The 1,990-nt window shown below is 47.7% G+C and carries 2 protein-coding genes; both read right to left on the bottom strand.

The window, feature by feature from the left end:
* Positions 1–29: 29 nt before the first annotated feature.
* The gene (locus WBV75_RS13085; RefSeq protein WP_424121031.1) at positions 30–434 is read right to left on the bottom strand and encodes a hypothetical protein; all 405 of its coding nucleotides are present in this window, start codon (positions 432–434) and stop codon (positions 30–32) included.
* Positions 435–476: 42 nt separating this feature from the next.
* Positions 477–1,990, bottom strand: a 1,514-nt coding sequence (locus WBV75_RS13080; RefSeq protein ID WP_424121030.1) for a glycoside hydrolase family 3 C-terminal domain-containing protein, incomplete at its 5' end; no start/stop codon positions are given.

Here is a 1,990-nt window from a genome sequence, read left to right as displayed (position 1 = left end):
GATTGGGGCTGGTTGAGCTATGGGTAGTTCTATTTGACCTCAAAGCCTGCATCCTCAAATACTCTTCTGAGGGCCAAATGATCTGAAACGGTCTTCATTTGAGGCAAATCCCGGGTTTTCCCGTTTTTGAGTTGCAGTTGCAGTTTCTTTTTTCCGAGGACCTTTTTTTCTACAACCCGGAGGATTTGATCATAGGGGACTTGGCTTAAAGTGGATTTGCGGAAAATGAAAAACCACAATAAAACAAGGGAGGCCATGGCAATACTAATCCACATATAATGTAGAAACTCAAAAGGGGGAACGCGATTACCTATAAAATAAATAACCCCGTTCAGGATATTGATCAACATTACCACAATCAGGACCACATATACCGTCCTCAGGCCGTCCTTTATTTCAAAGGTGTTGGTTTCAGGAATGTACTTTACTTCCATACTGGCTGTCTATAAATACTTGATTTAGATAAAGCCTATTGTCTACTGGGCTTCAGGAAGCATCCCAATTTCAATAGGCAGGCTTAATTTCAAATCCCTTGAAGAAGGGCCTGCTTCCAGGATATAGGCGCCCGCCTCTATTTCCCAATCCGATTTCGCTTCATTCCAATATGACAGTTCCGAAACCGGAATGTTAAGATTGATCCGGGTGGAATCCCCCGGTTGGAGCAGGGGGGTTTTGGCAAAAGCGCGCAGCTCCCGCCTGGGCCGGTCTATACCTGTGTCGGGTTTGGAACTATAGATCTGGATCACCTCTTTCCCGGCAACTTCCCCAATATTCTTAACCGTTATTCCAACCTCTATAGCGGAATCATCGGTAGTGATTTCCATCGCACCCATATCAAAATCAGTATAGGAAAGTCCGTATCCGAAAGGATAGGAAACGACCAGATCATTTTTATCAAAATGCCGGTATCCTACATAGATCCCTTCTTCATATTTTGTAAAATCCTTATTGGGGATTTTTTCGCTTTCCGCTTTCTCTTCGACCCCGAAAAGGGCGTCCGTAAAACTAATGGGCTCTCCATCCATAGGAAAATTTGCGGAGGAAGCGTGATCGGCCAACCGTACGGGAAATGTCATCGGTAATTTTCCGCTTGGGTTTACCTTCCCGCTGAGAATATCTGCAACGGCATTCCCGCCTTCCTGCCCGCCCTGCCAGGCCAGCAGGATGGCATCCGGCAGCGCCTTCCAGGAAGATGTCTCGATAACGCCTCCTATATTCATCACAACTATGCACTTTTTTCCAGCCTTGTGGAAGGCTTCACTGACGTCCTGAATCAGGTTTTTTTCCATTTCCGTCAGGAGGAAATCATCATTTTCCACCCGGTCCCCGCCTTCCCCGGCATTGCGCCCAAGGGTCACTATGGCAACGTCAGCTTCCCCGACTGCCTGGGTCAAAACGTCGGGAGTGGGAGCAAACTGGGGAGGGGAATAAGGATTGGCCATAGCCTCAAAGCCCTCGGGTCTGATAAACGCGTCAGGATTACTTTTTTTATGCGTTTCAAAGGCCGCGGCCGTATTCGGATCCATGTCGAAACCGGCATTTACAAGACCTTCCTGCAAGGAAACCGTATAGGCTTCATTCACATCCCCCGAACCGGTACCCCCGGCGATAAACTCGAAAGAGGAAACCCCGAAAAGCGCTATTTTTTCTGAGCCCTTCAAGGGGAGTACCTGCTCATTCTTTAAGAGTACCATACCCTCTGAGGCCGATTCCCGGGTAATGCGGGCATGGTTTTTAAGGTCAGGGGCATTGGAAAATTCGTAATTCTCCATTTTTTTAGACCCGAGAATCAGTTTTAATATACGCCTGACGGATGTATTGATATCTTCCACACGCAATGTGCCTTCCTCTGCGGCTTCTAATAAGGCCTTCCACTGGTTTTTGGTTCCAGGCTCCAAAAGATCGTTACCGGCCTGAATTTGTGCAACAGCATCCGTACCACCAAACCAGTCTGTTACCACCAACCCCTCGAAGCCCCACTCATCTCTCA

This window comes from Robiginitalea sp., assembly GCF_049588695.1.
GTDB lineage: Bacteria > Bacteroidota > Bacteroidia > Flavobacteriales > Flavobacteriaceae > Robiginitalea.
This window is presented reverse-complemented; position numbering and strand designations above follow the sequence as displayed.

Excerpts from the sequence above, each read along its gene's own strand:
- WBV75_RS13085 (WP_424121031.1), bottom strand. The coding sequence starts at position 434 with ATGGAAGTAAAGTACATTCCTGAAACCAACACCTTTGAAATAAAGGAC.